This is a genomic window from Peptidiphaga gingivicola (genome assembly GCF_001652275.1).
In the GTDB taxonomy this organism is placed as follows: domain Bacteria; phylum Actinomycetota; class Actinomycetes; order Actinomycetales; family Actinomycetaceae; genus Peptidiphaga; species Peptidiphaga gingivicola.
Genome location: NZ_LVZK01000002.1, coordinates 101,242 through 119,260 on the forward strand (window position 1 = coordinate 101,242; position 18,019 = coordinate 119,260).

At 65.7% G+C, this 18,019-nt stretch carries 18 protein-coding genes; all 18 read right to left on the bottom strand.

Features of this window, described 5'->3' with window-relative positions:
• Positions 1–47: 47 nt before the first annotated feature.
• Positions 48–308, bottom strand: a complete 261-nt coding sequence (locus A4H34_RS08250) for a F0F1 ATP synthase subunit epsilon (RefSeq protein ID WP_009200118.1) — start codon at positions 306–308, stop codon at positions 48–50.
• The gene (gene atpD, locus A4H34_RS08255; protein ID WP_009200117.1) at positions 308–1,762 is read right to left on the bottom strand and encodes a F0F1 ATP synthase subunit beta; all 1,455 of its coding nucleotides are present in this window, start codon (positions 1,760–1,762) and stop codon (positions 308–310) included. Before atpD ends, A4H34_RS08250 begins: the two co-directional genes overlap by 1 nt.
• A gap of 9 nt (positions 1,763–1,771) precedes the next feature.
• Positions 1,772–2,704 (bottom strand): F0F1 ATP synthase subunit gamma, encoded by a 933-nt coding sequence (locus A4H34_RS08260; protein ID WP_064231782.1) that lies wholly within the window; start codon positions 2,702–2,704, stop codon positions 1,772–1,774.
• A 2-nt stretch (positions 2,705–2,706) separates the two neighbouring features.
• Positions 2,707–4,338, bottom strand: a complete 1,632-nt coding sequence (atpA, locus tag A4H34_RS08265) for a F0F1 ATP synthase subunit alpha (protein ID WP_009200115.1) — start codon at positions 4,336–4,338, stop codon at positions 2,707–2,709.
• A 36-nt stretch (positions 4,339–4,374) separates the two neighbouring features.
• Positions 4,375–5,190 carry a F0F1 ATP synthase subunit delta gene (locus tag A4H34_RS08270; protein WP_064231783.1) on the bottom strand — a complete coding sequence of 272 codons (816 nt, stop codon included), beginning with the start codon at positions 5,188–5,190 and terminating at the stop codon, positions 4,375–4,377.
• Positions 5,191–5,739: a F0F1 ATP synthase subunit B gene (gene atpF, locus A4H34_RS08275; RefSeq protein ID WP_009200113.1), complete on the bottom strand. Its 549-nt coding sequence runs from the start codon at positions 5,737–5,739 to the stop codon at positions 5,191–5,193.
• A 2-nt stretch (positions 5,740–5,741) separates the two neighbouring features.
• The gene (atpE, locus tag A4H34_RS08280) at positions 5,742–5,951 is read right to left on the bottom strand and encodes an ATP synthase F0 subunit C (RefSeq protein ID WP_009200112.1); all 210 of its coding nucleotides are present in this window, start codon (positions 5,949–5,951) and stop codon (positions 5,742–5,744) included.
• 28 nt (positions 5,952–5,979) lie between these two features.
• Positions 5,980–6,789, bottom strand: coding sequence for a F0F1 ATP synthase subunit A (gene atpB, locus A4H34_RS08285; protein WP_009200111.1), 810 nt, complete (start codon positions 6,787–6,789; stop codon positions 5,980–5,982).
• Positions 6,790–7,017: 228 nt separating this feature from the next.
• A complete protein-coding gene (locus A4H34_RS08290; protein ID WP_064231784.1) occupies positions 7,018–7,554 on the bottom strand; it encodes a hypothetical protein in 537 nt (178 codons plus the stop codon).
• Positions 7,555–7,561: 7 nt separating this feature from the next.
• Positions 7,562–9,163: an MraY family glycosyltransferase gene (locus A4H34_RS11505; RefSeq protein WP_321171002.1), complete on the bottom strand. Its 1,602-nt coding sequence runs from the start codon at positions 9,161–9,163 to the stop codon at positions 7,562–7,564.
• A gap of 20 nt (positions 9,164–9,183) precedes the next feature.
• Positions 9,184–9,801 (bottom strand): L-threonylcarbamoyladenylate synthase, encoded by a 618-nt coding sequence (locus tag A4H34_RS08300; protein ID WP_064231785.1) that lies wholly within the window; start codon positions 9,799–9,801, stop codon positions 9,184–9,186.
• Positions 9,802–9,815: 14 nt separating this feature from the next.
• The gene (gene prmC, locus A4H34_RS08305) at positions 9,816–10,736 is read right to left on the bottom strand and encodes a peptide chain release factor N(5)-glutamine methyltransferase (RefSeq protein ID WP_082903170.1); all 921 of its coding nucleotides are present in this window, start codon (positions 10,734–10,736) and stop codon (positions 9,816–9,818) included.
• On the bottom strand, positions 10,733–11,830 hold the full coding sequence (prfA, locus tag A4H34_RS08310; protein WP_009200106.1) for a peptide chain release factor 1: 1,098 nt from the start codon (positions 11,828–11,830) through the stop codon (positions 10,733–10,735). Before prfA ends, prmC begins: the two co-directional genes overlap by 4 nt.
• A 76-nt stretch (positions 11,831–11,906) precedes the next feature.
• Entirely contained in the window at positions 11,907–12,122 is a 216-nt protein-coding gene (rpmE, locus tag A4H34_RS08315) for a 50S ribosomal protein L31 (protein WP_009200105.1), read from the bottom strand.
• Positions 12,123–12,339: 217 nt separating this feature from the next.
• Positions 12,340–14,475: a transcription termination factor Rho gene (gene rho, locus A4H34_RS08320; RefSeq protein ID WP_407946324.1), complete on the bottom strand. Its 2,136-nt coding sequence runs from the start codon at positions 14,473–14,475 to the stop codon at positions 12,340–12,342.
• Positions 14,476–14,731: 256 nt separating this feature from the next.
• On the bottom strand, positions 14,732–15,631 hold the full coding sequence (gene thrB, locus A4H34_RS08325; RefSeq protein ID WP_009200102.1) for a homoserine kinase: 900 nt from the start codon (positions 15,629–15,631) through the stop codon (positions 14,732–14,734).
• Complete coding sequence (gene thrC / locus A4H34_RS08330; RefSeq protein ID WP_064231786.1) at positions 15,631–16,728, bottom strand: threonine synthase; 1,098 nt, start codon at positions 16,726–16,728, stop codon at positions 15,631–15,633. Before thrC ends, thrB begins: the two co-directional genes overlap by 1 nt.
• Positions 16,728–18,005, bottom strand: coding sequence for a homoserine dehydrogenase (locus tag A4H34_RS08335; RefSeq protein ID WP_009200100.1), 1,278 nt, complete (start codon positions 18,003–18,005; stop codon positions 16,728–16,730). Before A4H34_RS08335 ends, thrC begins: the two co-directional genes overlap by 1 nt.
• Positions 18,006–18,019 lie beyond the last annotated feature (14 nt).

An 18,019-nucleotide genomic window follows, 5' to 3' on the forward strand; every position in this document is an offset into this window, starting at 1 on the left:
TTGCTGCGTGTTCCCGGCCGCAACGCGCCCGGCTGACCTGCGCCCGGCTACTCGGTGTGCCCGGTGTCCGAATGCTCGACGACGACGTAGGCGCGGTCCTCGTCGACCGTCACAAAGCCGCCGTCGACCTCGAAGACGAGCGAGCGGCCCTCCGAAAGGTTCACCTCGACCCTGCCGGGCACGAGGAGCGCCATGAGGGGAGTGTGCCCGGGTAGGATCCCCATGGCGCCTTCCTGAGACGGAACGACGAGGTGGCCGGTGTCTCCCGACCACACGAGCGCCTGCCTGTCGACGATCTCGACCTTCATCAGCCCTGCTCCTGGCGAATCTTCTCCCACGAACGCTCGATGTCCTCGATGCCGCCGATGTTGAAGAACGCCTGCTCGGGAATGTGATCGTACTCGCCGTCACACAGCCGGCGGAAGGCCTCGACCGTCTCGTCCACGGGAACCGTCGACCCCTCGACGCCGGTGAACTTGAGCGCCGTGTAGGTGTTTTGGGAGAGGTACTGCTGAATGCGCCGGGCCCGGGCGACCGTCACCTTGTCCTCTTCGGACAGCTCGTCGACGCCCAGGATGGAGATGATGTCCTGCAGCTCCTTGTTCTTCTGAAGGATGGCCTTGACTCGGGTGGCGACCTCGTAATGCTCCTGCCCCACCACCTGCGGGTCGAGGATGCGCGAGGTCGACGTCAGCGGATCGACTGCCGGGTAGAGCCCGCGCGAGGCAATCTCTCGCGAGAGCTGAGTGGTCGCGTCCAAGTGGGCGAACGTCGTGGCCGGGGCAGGATCGGTGTAATCGTCCGCGGGCACGTAGATCGCCTGCAGCGAGGTGATCGAATGGCCCCTCGTGGACGTGATGCGCTCCTGGAGGGAGCCCATCTCGTCGGCGAGGGTCGGCTGGTATCCGACGGCGGAGGGCATGCGGCCCAGCAGCGTGGAGACCTCCGAGCCGGCCTGGGTGAATCGGAAGATGTTGTCGATGAACAGAAGGACGTCCTGGTTCTCGACGTCGCGGAAGTACTCCGCCATCGTCAGCCCGGACAGCGCCACCCGAAGGCGCACGCCCGGAGGCTCGTCCATCTGCCCGAATACCAGGGCCGTCTTGTCGAGGACGCCGGCTTCGCCCATCTCGTTGATGAGGTCGTTGCCCTCTCGGGTGCGCTCGCCGACTCCGGCGAACACGGAGACGCCGTCGTGGTCCTGGGCCACGCGCTGGATCATCTCCTGGATGAGGACCGTCTTGCCGACGCCCGCGCCTCCGAACAGGCCGATCTTGCCGCCCTGGACGTACGGAGTGAGAAGGTCGATGACCTTGATTCCCGTCTGGAACATCCGCGTCTCGGGCTCGAGCTCGTCGAAGGCGGGCGGCTTGCGGTGGATCGGCCACCGTTCTTCGACCTGGAGGACCTCGTCGCCGTCGAGGTTGAGGCATTCGCCGAACACGTTGAAGACGTGCCCCTTCGTCGCCTCGCCGACCGGCACGGAGATGGGCGCGCCCGTGTCCGTGACGAGGGCCCCGCGCACGAGGCCGTCGGTCGGTTTGAGGGCGATGGCTCGGACGATGTTGTCTCCCAGGTGCTGGGCGACCTCGAGCGTCATGTCGTATGAGCCCTCGCCCTCCCCCTGGGCGCTGAGGTCCACGTGCGTGGTCAAGGCGTTGTTGATCTCGGGTAAGGAGTCCGCCGGGAATTCGACGTCGACGACGGCTCCGATGACCTGGACGATGCGTCCGGTTCCCGGATTGGATACGAGCGTGGTCATGTTTCTCCTTTAAGCACCCTGCTTGAGCGCGTCGGCGCCCGAGACGATTTCGGTGATCTCTGTCGTAATCTCCGCCTGGCGCGCGTTGTTGGCCAGGCGGGTGTAGTCCTCAATGAGCTTCTGGGCGTTCTCCGTGGCCGAATGCATCGCCTGTTGGCGCGAGGCGAGCTCCGAGGCGGCGGCCATGAGGAGAACCGAATGAATGCGCTGGCTCACGTACATCGGCAGCAGCGCGTCGAAGATGTCCTCCGCCGAGGGCTCGAACTCGAAGAGAGGACGCGTTTCCTCCGGCCTGTCCCCCAGGTCGTCGACCGGCCCGCGCTCGTCGTCGTCTTCCGCCTCGACGACTTCGAGGGGGAGCATGTGGCGCACCTGGACGATCTGCCGGACCATCGAGACGAACCTCGTGTAGACGACGATGAGCTCGCCGACGCCGCCGTCTTCGGGCGCGGCGAGATAGGCGTCGAGAAGGGTGGAGGCGACGTCGTCGGAGACGTCGATGTCGGGGTTGTCGGACTTGCCGGTCCACGACTTCGCCACCTCGATTCCCTGGAACCTGTAGTAGGACTCGCCGCGGCGCCCGCTCACGTACAGAACGGGCTCCCTGCCTTCCGTCCGCAGCTCCTCGACCAGCCTGTCGGCCTCGCGAAGGACGGACGAGGAGTAGGCGCCCGCCATCCCCCTGTCCGACGTGACGACGAGGACGGCCACCCGGTTCGTGTCCTCGCGGTGGGTGAGCATGGGATGGTTGAGCTCGTGGTCGTGGAGGGCCACGGCCGCTATCGACCGCGTGAGGATCCGGGTGTAGGGATCCAGGCCGCTCGCAGCCTCTCGCGCCCTGCCGATGCGCGAGGCGGCGATGAGCTCCATCGCGCGGAAGACCTTTTCCAGCGTCGCCGTCGCCCTGATCTTCTCCTTGAAGACCCTCTGTGCGCCCGCCACGGTCAGCCTCGCTTCGCCCGGACGATCTGCTCTTTGGCGACCTCGGTCTCCACTTCGACCTCGCCCTCGCCGTCCGCGGCGACCCCTTCGGCGACGAGGTAGCCGTGTGTGAATTCCTTGACCGCGGTGCGAAGCTCTTCTTCCGTCTCCTTCTCGAGGAGCCCGGTCTCCGCGATCTTCTCCAGCACTCCGGTGTTGTGGCGCAAATAGTCGAGCAGACGCTTCTCGTAGTCGTGGACCTTGTCCAGCGGAAGCTCGTCGAGGAAGCCGTTGGTCCCCGCCCACACCGAGGCGACCTGGTCCTCCACCTTGTAAGGCGTGTACTGCTGCTGGCGCAGCAGCTGCATGATGCGCTCGCCTCTTGTCAGCTGCTGGCGCGTGGTCGCGTCGAGGTCCGAGGCGAACATGGCGAACGCCGCCTGCGCGCGGTACTGCGCGAGCGTGATCTTCAGCGTTCCCGCCACTTTCTTCATCGCCTTGATCTGGGCGTCGCCGCCCACGCGCGAGACGGAGATTCCGACGTCGACGGCCGGGCGCTGATTGGCGTTGAACAGATCCGACTGGAGGAAGATCTGCCCGTCCGTGATCGAGATGACGTTTGTGGGAATGTAGGCGGAGACGTCGTTCGCCTTCGTTTCGATGAGCGGCAGCCCCGTCATCGACCCCCCGCCCATCTCGTCGGAAAGCTTGGCGCAGCGCTCGAGGAGGCGAGAATGCAGATAGAAGACGTCGCCAGGGTAGGCCTCGCGCCCCGGCGGGCGGCGCAGCAACAGGGAAACCGCTCGATAGGCTTCGGCCTGCTTGGAAAGGTCGTCGAAGACGATGAGCACGTGTTTGCCGTTGTACATCCAATGCTGGCCGATGGCCGAGCCGGTGTACGGCGCCAGATACTTGAAGCCCGCCGGGTCGGACGCCGGAGAGGCGACGATGGTCGTGTAGTCCATCGCTCCGGCCTTCTCGAGCGTTCCGCGGACGGAGGCGATGGTCGAGCCCTTCTGGCCGATGGCCACGTAGATGCACCGGACCTGCTTCTTCGGGTCGCCGGAGAGCCAGTTCTCCCTCTGGTTGAGGATCGTGTCGATCGCCAGGGCCGTCTTGCCCGTCTGGCGGTCGCCGATGATGAGCTGGCGCTGGCCGCGCCCGATCGGAATCATCGAATCGATCGCCTTGATGCCGGTTTGCAGCGGCTCGTGGACGGATTTGCGCATCATGACGCCGGGGGCCTGCAGCTCCAAGGCGCGCCGGCCCTCGACTCCCTGGATCTCGCCGAGCCCGTCAAGCGGCCGTCCGAGCGGATCCACGGTGCGGCCGAGGTAGCCCTCGCCGACGGGAACTGAGAGAACCTCTCCCGTGCGCCGCACTTCCTGGCCCTCTTCGATCGACGAGAATTCGCCGAGGACGACGACGCCGATCTCGCGCTCCTCCAGGTTCATGGCCAGGCCGAGGGTTCCGTCTTCGAAGGTCAGCAGTTCGTTGGCCATGGTGCCGGGAAGCCCCTCGACGCGAGCGATGCCGTCGGCGGTCAGGGTGACGTGGCCGACCTCCTCGCTCACGGACTTGGCGGGCTCGTAGGAGCTCACGAAGTTGTCGAGCGCCGCCCGGATCTCCTCGGGCTGGATGGTAAGTTCAGCCATTCCTCTTTCCTTAACTACGTAGGCGGTGGCCGCCGGTTACTTGATGACGGCGTCCTTGACGCCCTTGATCCGCGTGGCGAGCGTCGCGTCGATGACGTCGTCGCCTATGTGTATGCGAATGCCGCCCACGGCTGCGGCGTCGATCGCGACGTGAACGGACACGTCTTTGCCGTAACGCGCTGAGAGGATCCTCTTCAGCCGTTCTTCCTGTTTGCGAGTGAGCGGGCTCGCCGCCGTCACGGAGGCGACGAGCTTGGATTGGATCTCCGCTGCGGCGTCGACGTACCCCGTCAGCGAAGCGGCCAACGTCGGGAGCGGCGCCCGCGCCACCGCGCGGCGAATGAGCGTCAGCGCGGGCGCGCCGACGTGCTTTTTCCACACCCGGTCGGCCAGCGCGTCCCTGCGCGCGAGGGAAACGGCGTCGTCGGACAGGGTGATGCGCAGGTCGCGCTCTTCGGCCAAAAGCCTCATGGCCCGATACAGCTCGCCCTCCGTTTCGCCCAGCTTTCCGGCCGAATCGGAGTGCGCGAGCACGGATTGGACGCCCAGGAGTTCGACGGAGTCGGCGATGTCCGCCTCGTCGGCCCACCGGTCGCGCACGAGCCCGATGACGAGCTCGGACATCTCCTCGGAAAACCGTGGGGAGAAGACGTCGGAGGCTAAACGTGCGCGGTCCTGCGCCGCTCGGCTGGAATCCGCAAGCGAACGCGCAAGCTGGCCGGACGCGCGAAGAACGTCGGCTACGGCGAAGGCCTCCTCGCCGAAATCGAGCCCGCGCGCGCTCTTTTGCCGCAGAAGCGCGCCCCAGCGGTCCTTTGCACGCTCGTAGGATTCCCGGCTGACGGCACGCATCTACTTCTCCTTCGGCCGCGGTCCGGCCGGGGCGCTCACATCCGCCTCGAGCTCGTCGAGGAACGAATCGACCACGGCGGAAGAGACCTTGGGGTCGAGGGCCTGCTCGCCGACGATTCGCCCGGCCAGTTCGGCGGCCAGCGATCCGACGTCGCGTCGAAGCTGGGTTCTCGCGAGCTTCGCGTCGGCGTCTATCTGGCGCTGAGCTGCGTCCGCGACCCTCTTCGCCTCGACGGAGGCATTCTTCTTGGCGTCCTCGACGATTGCCGCGGCGTTGCTCTGAGCGGTCTCGCGAATTTGCGCCGCCTCGCGTCTGGCCTCGTTAACCTCGTCCGCGAGCGCCGCCCGTTCGCGGGCTGTCTCCTCACGGGCGCGCTCCGCCTGGTTCAGTCCTTCGTCGATCTTCTGCGTGCGCTCGTCGAGAAGCCGCATGAAGGTGGGCCAGGCGAACTTGAAGATCGCCAAAGCGACGATGACGAACGAGACGGTTCCCCAGACCAGGTCGGCCGTCGCCGGAAGTATGAGGGAGTGCTCGGAAGCGGTCGTCATGATCAGGAGCCGAAGGCGAAGCCGGCCACGAAGCCCAGAAGACCGAGGGCCTCGGTGAAGGCGATCGACAGGAACATATTGACGCGCAAGTATCCCTTGAGCTCGGGCTGGCGCGCCGTCGCTTCCTGATTCTTCGCGCCGATGAGTCCGATGCCGATGCCGGGGCCGAGGGCCGCGAGACCGTAACCGATGGTGGCGATGTTGCCGATCATTTCGAGTTCCTTTTGTTCGGTGGATAAATCAGTGTTCTATGGACAGTGAGATGTAGGCCGCGGCCAGCAAGGCGAAGATGTATGCCTGCAGGGCGGCCACGAAAGCCTCGAAAAGCGTGAACACGACCCCTGCCGCGAGGGTCAGGGAGCCTAGTGCGATCCCCATTCCTCCGCTCATCGAAAGGTAGAGGTAATGGGTTCCCAGGAAGCAGAGGACGAGCAGGAGGTGCCCCGAGACCATGTTGGCCAAAAGTCGGATGGTCAGCGTGAGCGGGCGGATGACGAAGGTCGAGAGCAACTCGATCGGCGTCATGAAGATGTAGATGGGTTTGGGCACGCCCGGCGGGAAGAGCTGTTCCTTGAAGAAATGCCCGGCGCCGTTGGCCTTGATTCCCGCGTAAAGGAAGGAGACGTAGGCCACGATCGCGAAAATCAATGGCATGCCGATGATTGACGTCGATGCGATCTGCAGCCCGGGAATGATGCCCGTGATGTTCATGAAGAGCAAACCCATGAAGATCGTGGCCAGAAGCGGCTGATACGGCTTCGCCCTCTCCCCCAGGATTTCATGGCCCACCTGGTTGCGCGAAAAATCGAGGATCGATTCAAAAGCTCCCTGCGCACGGCCTGGCACAAGCTTCGCCTTCTTGTAGTAGAGAAAGCAGAGAAGGAAGAGCGCGGCCACGGCGATGAGCCGGACGAGGACCACGCGGTTGATTGCGAAGGGCGTCCCGCCGAAGAGTATGGGGTCGGGAAAGAACTCGTCGATCGACGGCGCTTCGAAGTCGCCTGAGGCCAAGACCCCGCCGTTCGCCAGAGCCGTGAACGCGTTCGACACTTCCTACCCCTTCGTTGATCCGGCAGCTTGGTTTGTCGCATTCGCACCATACAGCACTCGCGGGAATGCCCGCGAGCACGTACACCTCTCGATACTACGCCTTGACCGAGAGAGGCGCCACATGCGCGTCAAACCGGAGCGGTGAGACGCTCCCCGTCGAGCGAAACAGACGCGAAACGGAGGGAAGACGCTAAACGAAGCGGACAGAAGGCAAGCGGACAGAAGACGTCAAGAGGGGGCGTCGGCCGCCTCGTCGTCCCGTCCCCCGTTCCGTTCTTCGAGGCCTTCGCGCTCCTCGAAGTTCTCGCACTCCTGGAAGCCTTCGCGCTCCTCAAAGTCCTCGCGCTCCTCGAAGCCTTCGCGCTCCTCAAAGTCCTCGCGCTCCTCGAAGCCTTCGCGCTGTCTCAACGCACCCCACGAATCGATCGCAAGGGAGGCGACGACGCCGAGCGCCACCGCAACGACCAGTGCTCTGCGATTCAGGCCGGCCCAACTGTCGAGGGCGCTGAAGACGCCGAGCACCGCCGCCATTTTCAGAACGAAGCCGAAAGCCATCGCCGCGCCCGAGCACCGGCGGGCCGCCACCGCCGTGAGCGCGCCCGCAGCGCCGACCGTCGCCGCGGCGACGGCAATCGAGCGGGCGACGTCGAATCTTCCCGCCGCCGCGAAAGCGCCTGCTCCGAGGCAACCGAGCACGGACATGGCCGCGAGGTTACACAGAGCGATCGTCCGCAGCGTCTTGTCGGCGTCGGCCGCGTCGGCCATCCGCGCCTTATGCCCCTCGCCGCGCATCGGCGCGTCCCTGAACGCGTTCAACGCTTTCGACGCCGTCTCCCGGGCTCGCTGCCAGCTCCCGAGGCGCCGTGCGCTCGCGGGGAACGTCGGCTTCCTTCTCAACCTCGATCAGCTTGTGTCTGGCCGCGCGCCGCGATCGCGGCAGCAACGATCCGCCGGGAGCCTGCTCAGCCTGCCACGACGATCCTCCGGGCGCCGGAGGATCAGCCTTGCGAACCTCGGGGTCCCCGAAATCGGCATGCTTTCCCCCCGCCCGCTGAAGCGTGGCCCCTGGAGTCGTCTCCAGCGGCGCCCCCGCTCCTCGCAGCGGTTGCGTCTCCGCCGGCTCCGCGGCTTTCGTCGGCGCCGCGGCCTTCATCCGGCCCTCGCCTGCCTCCCGCTCGGGGGCGGCGGATTCCGCGCCCTTGGCGTCGGAAGAGCGGGCGTTGGCCTCGGAAGAGCGAGCGCCCCCCGCGGGCGAGCGGGCGTTCGTCGCATTGGCAGAGGGGATCCGCGTGTCGTCGTCGGCGTCGTCCCTGCGCCTGCCGAATTGATGTCGTGTGACGAATATCCCGAAGATGAGGCAGACGAAGGCGACCGTCCCGACGATTCGCGCGGGGAATCTCACGAGCGCCACACAGGTCAGAGAGGCCATCGCGGCCCACATGTAGAGAATGAGGACGGCGCCCGCGTGGGAATGCCCCTGGCGTAGAAGCCGGTGGTGAAGATGGCCTGCGTCGGCGGCGAATGGGGACTGCCCGCGGGCGAGCCTCCGGGTGACCGCCCACGTGAAATCGAGGAGCGGCAAGAAAATCACGGCGGCGGGCACAAGAAGCGGCATCACCGCGGGCAAAGCGTATCCGGGCGACGTGTTGACCGGATCGATTTGCCCCGTGACGAGGATGCCCGCCGCCGCGATGAGCACGCCGAGCATGAGGGCGCCGGAATCGCCCATGAAGATCCGGGCCCGGTGGAAATTGTGGGGAAGGAAACCTGCGCATATGCCGACGACGGCGGCGACCACCACGCACGCCGCCGACGCGTAGTCGCTCGGGGAGGCGTCGCGCGTAAGCGTGTAAGAATAAACGAAGAAGGCCATTCCGGCGATTCCCACGATTCCTGCGGCCAGACCGTCGAGCCCGTCGACGAAGTTCACGGCGTTGGCCACGATGACCATGACGATCGTCGTGATGAAGAGCGTCAGCCGCGTCGACCCGACAGTCAGCCCCATGAGGGGGACGGTGACCAACTGGACTCCCTGCCACGCCATCGTCCCGGCGGCGAGCACCTCGCCAGCCAGCTTCGCGTACCAGACGAGCTCCCAAACGTCGTCTATCGCGCCGACCAGACACATGAAACCCGCGCCGAGCAAGACTCCCCAAATCGCGGAACCTCGGGGAAAGACGCCCGAAAGGTAGGGTATTCGCGAGGCTATGAGAATGGCGGCGGAAAATCCCAGATACATGGCCACTCCGCCCAGTCTGGGAATGGGAAGGGTGTGCACGTCGCGTTCGCGCACCTGCGTGATGGCACCGAGCAAAAGCGCCAGACGTTTGACGACGGGGACCAGCAGATACGTCGCAACGGCTGCGATCGCCATGATGAGAAGGTAAACGCGCACTAGGCAACATCTCCGAATCGTGCGAGTTCGCCCCTACCGACGCCGCCTTCTCGCAGAACCCTCATAAGCCCGCCGTCGAAGGACACGATCGTGGAGGGGGCGCCGCCCGGGCACGGACCGCCGTCGAGGTAGACGGCGACCTTCCCTCCGAGCTGCTCGACGGCTTCGCCCACAGTCGCAGCGGGCGGGCGGCCACTGAGATTCGCGGACGAAACGGCAAGCGGCCCGGCTTCCTTCAGCAATTCCAAGGCGGCGGGATGATTCGGCATCCGCAACGCGATTGTGCCGTTCGTCTCACCAAGGTCCCATCCAAGCCGTTCGGACGGCAGGACGAGGGTCAGCGCGCCGGGCCAGAACTCGGCCATGAGGGCTTTCGCGACGTCGGGGGCCTTCCGCGCCAGCTCCTCGGCCTGAGCCACAGAGGCGACGAGAACGGGCGAGGGCTTGTCTCGCCCGCGTCCCTTCGCCGTGAGAAGGCGATCGACGGCTCGGGGGCTTCGAGGGTCGGCCCCGAGCCCGTAGACGGTGTCGGTCGGAAGCACGACGAGCAAACCCTCGCGCACAGCTGCTGCCGCTGCCCCTGCTGCGGCAGCGTCCGCGCTGTCGATGACTCTCATCGCACCTCCCAACTTCAATGCTCATCTAAGGGTAGCCGAGCTCGCAGCCATCGCGGGCGTCCGGCTAGATCCGCCCTCGTCTCCGCCTTGACGAATCCCGTCTTCAACGCAAGGCGCCGCAGCGGCTCCGCTTGTTCCTCGGCGTGTTCCATGACCAGAAGCCCGCCCGGCTTCAAAAGTCCAGCCGCCTTTTTGACCAACGCGTTCGGCATGTCCAGGCCGTCTTCTCCGCCTCCCCACAGGGCGGCGGCGGGGTCGGCGAGAACCTCCGGAGACAGTTCGCAGCGCGCGGGCACATACGGGGGATTCGTGACGACGACGTCGAACTTCCTGCGCGCGCCGCCGGATCCGAGGGCGCCAGATTCGCTCGCTCCAGGATCTTCGCGCACGTCAGGCTCGCACGCGCCGGAGAATTCCAGCGCGTCGGCGAGGACGAATTCGACGGGGCCGCCGTAGGCGGCGTTGTTTTCACGGGCCACTTGAAGGGCCTCGGCCGAGGCGTCGACGCCGACGACCGCGGACCCCGGGACCTCCGTCGCCACGGCGAGGGCGATGGCGCCCGATCCCGTGCACAGGTCGAGGACGCGCGGCCGCTCGCCCCGATCGGCGATTCGCCGGGCCTCGTCGACGGCGTCCTGCGCAACGGCCTCGGTTTCGGGCCTGACTATGAAGGCGCCCGGGCGGCTGACGAGCTCAAGCCAGCGAAAGTACATGCGCCCGGTGATGTGTTGGAGCGGCTCGCGGGCGGCTCTGCGCGCGACGGCGCGCGAAAACATCGCGCGTTCGTCAGGCGTCGGGTCTGCGGCCGGCAGGCGGCGTACGCCGGCCGCGAATTCGGCAAGCTCGCGGGCGTCCGACGTCGGGGAGGTCACTCCGGCGTCGCCCAAAAGCGCGGACGCCTCAGCAATCAGGCGATGCCAGCTTCCCCGCGTCACTCCTGCGAGGCCATCCGTTCGGCCTCGTCCATCTCGCGAGCCGAATCGACGAGGGGTCCGAGGTTTCCAGCGAGAACCTGGTCGAGGTTGTACGCCTTGTATCCCGTGCGATGGTCGGAGATCCTGTTTTCGGGGAAGTTGTAGGTGCGGATTCGCTCGGAGCGATCGACCGTGCGCACCTGCGAACGGCGCATGGCGGCGTTTTCCTCGGCTTGCTGTTCGAGCTGCATCTGGCGAAGCCTCGCCCTCAGGACGCGCATGGCGGCCTCTCGATTCTTGATCTGCGATTTCTCGTCCTGACAAGAGACGACCAAGCCGGTGGGAATATGCGTGATGCGCACGGCGGAATCCGTTGTGTTCACGGACTGCCCGCCCGGGCCCGAGGAACGAAACACGTCGACGCGGATGTCGGCGTCGGCGATCTCGACTTCTCCGGGGTCGTCGACCTCGGCGAAGACGAGCACTCCGGCTGCGGAGGTGTGCAGGCGGCCCTGCGATTCGGTGACGGGGACGCGCTGAACGCGGTGCACCCCGGCCTCGAATTTGAGATGCGCCCACACGCCGTCGGCGGGGTCCTCTGGCGCCGAGCGCAGGCGGACGGCCAGCTGCACGTCCTTGAAGCCGCCAAGCTCGGTGGGCACCGAGCTGAGGATCTGCGTCTGCCAGCCCATCCGCTCGGCGTAACGCTCGTACATTCTCAGCAAATCCCCGGCGAAGAGGGCCGATTCCTCGCCGCCCTCCCCCGCCTTGACTTCGACGATGGCGTCGCGGGCGTCGTCGGGGTCGCGGGGAATAAGCGCATCCTTGAGCGCAGCCTCGGCCTGCGCATAGGCTTCTTGCAAACCAGGAAGCTCGGGGCGGAAGAGCTCGGCGTCCTCGCCGCCGGCTTCGACGATCTCCCGGGTCTCCGAAAGATCTGCCTCGGCGCGCCGGTAGGCCTGATAAACGCGGACAACCCGCCCCAGCTCGGCGTATCTGCGCCCGAGGGATTTCATCTTCTCGGGGCTGGAGAGCGCCTCGGGGCTGGACATCTCCGTTTCAATCTTGCGGTGCTCGGCGAGCACCTGCTCGGCAAGCTCAATCTGACTGCTCATTCCTCGCCACACTCCTTCTCAAAGAAAATACACCTCGGCGCCGACGCATTTCCTGCGCCGGCGCCGAGAGCACGAACTACTTGGCCTTCCGCTTGCCGTAACGGGCCTCGAACTTGGCCACGCGGCCGCCGGTATCGAGAATCTTCTGCTTGCCCGTGTAGAAGGGGTGGCAGGCGCTGCACACATCGACGCGAAGGTGGTCGCCCTCAATCGTCGAACGAGTTTCAAACTCGTTGCCACATGTGCATGAAACCTTGATGGCATGGTATTCGGGATGGATTCCCTGCTTCATTTGAGCTCCTTGGATCGTTGAACGCCCCGGGTCCGATGCGCGGACGAGCTCTCAGAGGAGACCGCCCTTGCCGCAAAGCAAAAGCGCCTGCGGCCGCGACACCGGTGAACCGGAAGCCGACGAGCTATTTTTACACAACTCGCCGCTTTTGTACATCTGCTTACGCCGTGGGAGGACAGGCGAATCGCGGCGCTGCCGGCGCTGCCTGCAGCGCAGATCAATTCGCCTGCATTGACTTCATGATCTGCACGAGGAATTCCGCATTCGACTCGGTCTTGCGCAGACGCCCGAGCATAAAATCGGAGGCCTCCGCCACATCGAGCGTTCCAAGGGCCCGGCGCAGCTGCCAGATGACCTTGAGTTCCTCCTGGCTGAAGAGCAGCTCCTCGCGGCGCGTGCCGGAGGCGTTGACGTCGATCGCCGGGAAGATGCGCCGATCCGCCAACTGGCGCGACAGGCGCAGCTCCATGTTTCCCGTGCCCTTGAACTCCTCGAAAATCACCTCGTCCATCTTCGAGCCGGTTTCGACGAGCGCCGAGGCGATGATCGTCAAGGACCCCCCGTTTTCGATGTTGCGGGCCGCTCCGAAGAACTTCTTCGGCGGGTAGAGGGCAGCGGCGTCGACGCCTCCCGAAAGGATGCGCCCCGAGGCGGGAGCCGCGAGGTTGTAGGCGCGAGAGAGCCTGGTAAGCGAGTCGAGGAGCACGACGACGTCTTGGCCGAGCTCCACGAGGCGCTTGGCCCGTTCGATGGCGAGCTCGGCGACGATCGTGTGGTCGGAGGCCGGGCGGTCGAAGGTCGAGGCGATGACCTCCCCCTTGACCAGGCGCTTCATGTCCGTGACTTCCTCGGGGCGCTCGTCAACGAGAACCACCATGAGGTGGACGCGCGGATTGTTCGACGCGATTGCCATGGCTATCTGCTGCATCACCATCGTCTTTCCCGCCTTCGGCGGGGCGACGATGAGGCCGCGCTGGCCCTTTCCGATCGGGGCGACGAGGTCGATCGCGCGTGGCGTCATGGCCTTCGGCGTCGTCTCCAAACGCAGCATGTCCTGCGGGTAGAGCGGGGTGAGTTTGTTGAACTCGGGCCGCGTGAGCGAACGTTCGACGTCGAGGGAATTGATCGTGTCGATCTGAACGAGCTGGTTGAGCTGATTGTAATGGTTGCGGTTGCGATTGCGGTTGCGGTTGTTGTAATGCTGATCGGCCTCGGTGCGCGGCCGGACCGCGCCGACGATGGCGTCGCCGCGGCGCAGCCCATGCTGCTTGACGATCTGCTGGGAGACCGCGGCGTCGTTCCCGCCCGGAAGATACCCTCCGGTGCGGAGGAAGGCGTTGTTCCCTTCGAAGTCGAGGATGCCGGCGACTTGCAGAAGGTCCTCGTCGTCGCGCTGCGTGGCCTCCTGAAACTCGCTGCGGTCGCGATTGCGGTTCCTGTTGCGGTTGCGCGACCGACGGTCGGACGCCGTGTCGTCCCCGCCCGCGCGGCGCTCCGCCGCATCTCCGATCGCGTCGAGCGCCGCGCGCTTGTCGGATTCGGTCATGCCGCCGTCGCGCCCGCGATCGTCGCGGTTCTTTCCCCTGCCATTGCGCTCGTTGTTGCGTTCGGCGCGCTCGCGCGCCACACGCTCGTTGCGTTCGCGCCTCTGACGCCGCGAAAGATGTTCGGGCTTGTCTTCGGAACCCTTGGATTCGGGCAGAACGATGTCGATCTCCCCGTCGCGAGGGCCGCGACGGCGAACTCGCGGTCCCTGGGCGCTGCGATCCGATCCCTGGCTTCCGCGATCGCTCCCCTGGGAGCCGCGGTCATCGGAACGATTTTCAGGCTTGAAACCATCCTGCCCGGCCGCCTTGGCGCCGTTCCGATCCTGGGCGTTGTCGCTCGAATTGTCGCCGCCGTTCGAATTGTCGCGGCCGTTCGAATTGTCGCCGCTGCCGCTCGGATTGTGCGCGTCCCGGGCTGCGGGCCATTCGAATGGGGTGTTGGTTTCGACCTTTTCCTTTTCCTTGGCAGGCTTGGCTCCGGCCGAGGCGCCTGCGTCGCCTCCTTTGGCCGCATTTGCACCGGCGGAAGCAGGGGCCGCGTTGACCCGCCCGGCGAGCGGATTGGCCTCGCCAGAGGCCGATTTGGCGGCGTCGGCCTTGATCTTGGGGGCTTCGTAGCGCACCTTGATCTCGGTCCTGTTTTTAGGCGGGCGTCCGCGCCGCGCCGGTCCCGTTACGGATCGAATCGCGGCGACAAGATCTGCCTTCTTGGCTTTCGGGTCAACCTCAAGACCCAGAGCTTTAGCCGCTTCCCGTAATTCGGGCAGGCGCATGGTCGATACCGCGCCCAGGTTGATTTGGCTCACGAGGTTCCTTCCTCGGATTGTCGGCCTATGTCGACAATCGACTTGTGGGGGAGTAACACCGAATGTGCGTAATTTCGGTGAAGGGAATAGCCGGGGACGCCTCTGGTCTCTCCGAGCTGGTTCTAGAATAGCAGCATTTTTTATCAGTACCTACATTTTGAGGAAATTCCCGGTGAGTTCTTCTCCCCAACCGGCGCGTCTTCTCCTTTCCACGACCCTCTGCGTCCACCGCATTTCAACGGACCGTCCTACCATTTCATCGCGATTCTTCAATGAGGTGCGCACCGCTGCCGATTCCCGCGGTAATCGATCTGAATCCCCGGGCGGCGAGCAAATCCCGCGTGCGCCGGTCCAACTTGTCGAAAACGAGCACCGAAGGGCCCGCCCCGGAAACGACAGCGGGCCATTCTGCCTCGCGCAAGGCCCGAAGGACTTCAGCCGATTCCGGCATGGAATCGGCCCGGTAGCGCTGATGCAGGCGGTCGCCGGTCGCCTCGAGGAGCAAGTCCGGCCTCCCTTGAAGCGCGAGGACCAGCATGGCTGCCCTGGACGCGTTGAAAGCCGCGTCCCCGTGGGGCACATCCGACGGCAAGACGGAGCGCGCGGCTTCGGTGGCCAATTCCGCTTCTGGAACCAAAAGGGTGGTCTTTATCTCTTTTGCAACGTCGATCTTCGCGGCCTTGGGCCCCTCGTCCGTCATCCATGAGAGAACGGCCCCGCCGTGGAGCGCAGGCGCCGCATTGTCGGGGTGCCCCTCGAATTCCGTGGCGAGGCGCAGGACTGCGTCGTCGTCGAAAAGCTCGGGTTCGTCGACAAGGCCTCGCACGAGCATGAGCCCCGCGACAACCGCAGCAGCGCTCGATCCAAGTCCCCTTCCCTGGGCGATTCCGTTGCGGCAATTGAGCTCGATTCCTGCTTGCGGGAGCCCCGCAGCGTCGAAGCCACGCCTCATCGCCCTGACGATGAGGTGGGAATCGTCGGTGGGCAGCGCCCCCCGGCCCTCGCCCAGAATATGGACGCGCGTGGACCCGGTGGTCAACCGCACGTGGACTTCGTCCCACACGTTGTGGGCAAGTCCGAGGCAGTCGAACCCCGGCCCCAGATTCCCGGATGTGGCGGGAACCCTCACTCCCGCCGTCGCCCGTACGATGTGCATCACAAATCCAAAGCGGACGCAACCGCCTCGAGAGTGGGCGCAACCGGGTCGAAAGACAATTCGCGCCCCTCGAGCGCGGTGGCCGTGTCCTTGAGGCCGTTGCCCGTGACGGTGCACACGATCGTCGCGCCTTCAGGCACCTTCCCCTGCTCAGCAGCCTGCAAAAGCCCAGCGACGGAAGCGGCCGACCCCGGTTCGACGAAAACGCCCGTCTCTGCGGCGAGGATCGATTGAGCTTGAAGGATCTGCTCGTCGGTCACCCTGTCGATCCATCCCCGCGAATCGTCGCGGGCGGCCTCGGCGTACTTCCACGACGCCGGATTTCCAATTCTGATGGCTGTGGCGACGGTCTCCGGGTTCTCGACGACGTGGCCGAGCACGAGCGGCGCGGCGCCCCACGCCTGGACGCCCCACATCTGAGGCGTCTTCGTCGAAACGGGGGCCGCTCCGGCGGTGCGGGCCATCGAGGTGAGAGCGGTGCGGCCTGCGTATTCGCAATAGCCCATCCAGTACGCGCTGATGTTTCCGGCGTTGCCCACCGGAAGCACGTGGATGTCGGGAGCGTCGCCCAGCTCGTCGACGATCTCGAACGCGGCTGTTTTCTGCCCTTGAAGCCGGTATGGATTGACGGAATTGACGAGGGCGACGGGATGGCTTTCGGTCAGTTCGCGGACGATCCTCAAGCAATCGTCGAAGTTCCCGTCGACGGCGACGAGCGTGGCGCCGTGGACGATCGCCTGAGCAAGCTTCCCGGCGGCGATCTTGCCCGCGGGCAAGATGACGGCGGCGCTCAAACCTGCGGCTGCCGCATAGGCCGCGGCCGAAGCCGACGTGTTGCCCGTCGAGGCGCACGCGACGACTTTTGCGTCGGTTGTCAGCACCTGGGAAATGGCAGTCGTCATCCCGCGGTCCTTGAAGGAGCCCGTGGGGTTGGCGCCTTCGACCTTGACGTAGACGGAAGCCCCTGTTCGCGAGTCAAGGGCGCGAGCGTGGACGAGCGGGGTCCCGCCTTCCTTCAGGGTGACGATCGGATCGCCGTCGTCGAAGGGGAGCCAATCGGCATACTCGCGAATGAGCCCCTGCCACTGATGCGCCATCAGGATTCCTCCACTCGGTTGACGTTGTGAACCTCGGAAATGAACTCGGCGTCGGCCAGCTCGGCCAAAGTCGCCTCGAGATCCGCTTGGAGGGCTTCGTGCGTGTTGACAGTCAGACGCGCCAGCCCGTCTTCTCCGACCGTCTGGACGACGGCCCTGATCGAGACGCCGTGTGCGGCGAACACCCCTGTGACCTTCGTCAACACACCGATTTCGTCGCGCACGGCGAACTCCGCCTGGAAGCTCGAACGGCCGCGCGAGGCTTCGAGCACCGGAATGTCCCCGTATATGAGTTCGCGCGGGGCGCGCCCGCCGTCGACCTTGTGCGAGGCGGCGGCGACGACGTCGGAGAGGACGGCCGAGGCCGTCGGCGCTCCCCCGGCCCCCGGACCGTAGAACATGAGCCGATCGGCCGCTTCTGCCTCGATGACGACCGCATTGAACGCCCCGCGAACGGAGGCCAGCGGGTGGTCGAGCGGAACGAGGGTCGGGCCGACGTGCAACTCGATGCCTTCGGGGCGGCGCTTGGCCGACGCCACAAGCTTCACCACGCACCCCGAACGTCCGGCGGATTCGATGTCCGCCTTCGCTATTGAGCGAATGCCGTGGACGTGCACGTCGTCGATGCTCACACGGGTGTGGAAGGCGAGCGAGGCTAGAATCGCGCACTTGGCCGCGGCGTCGAGGCCGTCGACGTCGGCGGTGGGGTCGGCCTCCGCGTAGCCCAGCTCCTGCGCTTTGGCGAGCGCTTCGTCAAAATCGAGGCCCTTTACGGTCATCTCGTCGAGAATGTAGTTCGTTGTGCCGTTGACGATGCCCAAGACGGCGGTGATCCTGTCGCCCGCAAGCGATTCGCGCAGTCCGTAGACGACGGGGACCGCGCCCGCCACCGCGGCCTCGTAGTAAAGGTCGACGTCGGCCTGCGCCGCGGCCTCGTAAAGTTCGGGGCCGTGGGCCGCGAGAAGCGCCTTGTTGCCCGTGACGACCGATGCGCCCGCGGCGAACGCCCGAAGAATGTAGGCGCGCGCGGGTTCGATTCCGCCCATGAGCTCAATGACGACGTCGGCCTCGTCGATGATCGACTCGGGATCGTCCGTCAGAAGGGACCTGTCGACGGCGGGATCGCGAGGAGCTGAGACATCCCTCACAGCGATTCCCACGAGCTCGAGCTGAGCGCCCGATCTGGCGGCGAGGTCCTCCTTTTGCTCCGAAAGCAGGCGGGCGACCTGGGTTCCCACGGTTCCCGCTCCGAGAAGGGCGATTTTAACGACGGTCACTGTTCTCCTTTCGC